This window comes from Methylophaga sp. UBA4204 (genome assembly GCF_002379485.1).
Classification (GTDB): Bacteria; Pseudomonadota; Gammaproteobacteria; order Nitrosococcales; family Methylophagaceae; genus Methylophaga.
On the sequence record NZ_DFTU01000030.1, the window covers coordinates 56,512 to 57,103 of the forward strand.

A 592-nucleotide genomic window follows, 5' to 3' on the forward strand; every position below is an offset into this window, starting at 1 on the left:
TCGAAATTCCATTCCCGCAACGTGATTTACATATTCGCTCGGGAAAACTGGCCGTAACCATCGAAAAATAAACATTTAGTGGTCACTCGACCAAAAGTTTTTCATCTAAGGCTTTGAAACAACGTTATACGAATTCTCAATCAGGGTTGGAGCTGCCAGTTTGAGAATAATGGCCAGCCATGAATATCAGTGCCCAGCTCACTAAGCCACTGACCAAGCATATGATTGGAGTTATGCCAGAAACTGTAGGGTTTAGGATAGGGTACAAAATAAAGATCAAATGTCCCGTGATAAATTTGTTGCCCCTGGTTCTGTCGATAAATTTTTTCAAGTTTTAACTGTAAATCATCTACCGCTTTGGCTTCTGCTTCAATTGAAACGGCATTTGCGATAACAACGGTTATCTGGTTATGGATATTCTCAATGGACGCGGGCCCGGAGAGTTGTTTACGACCTAATCCTGCTTGAGTGGGAACAAATAAGGCCCGTAGACCGGACCAGATGCCGGTATTCCCTTCTGCATAATACCGCCAGTCGCCGTAGGAATAGCGTGTCATATCCCCTTGTTTATCTTCGATGATTAAACTCGAGT

1 protein-coding gene is annotated in these 592 nt (G+C 43.2%); it reads right to left on the reverse strand.

All coding sequences use genetic code 11. The annotated features are described in order from the left end of the window. Positions 1 to 140 precede the first annotated feature (140 nt). Positions 141 to 592 (reverse strand): hypothetical protein (locus B3182_RS03895; protein WP_292751631.1); only part of this gene is annotated, 452 nt, incomplete at its 5' end.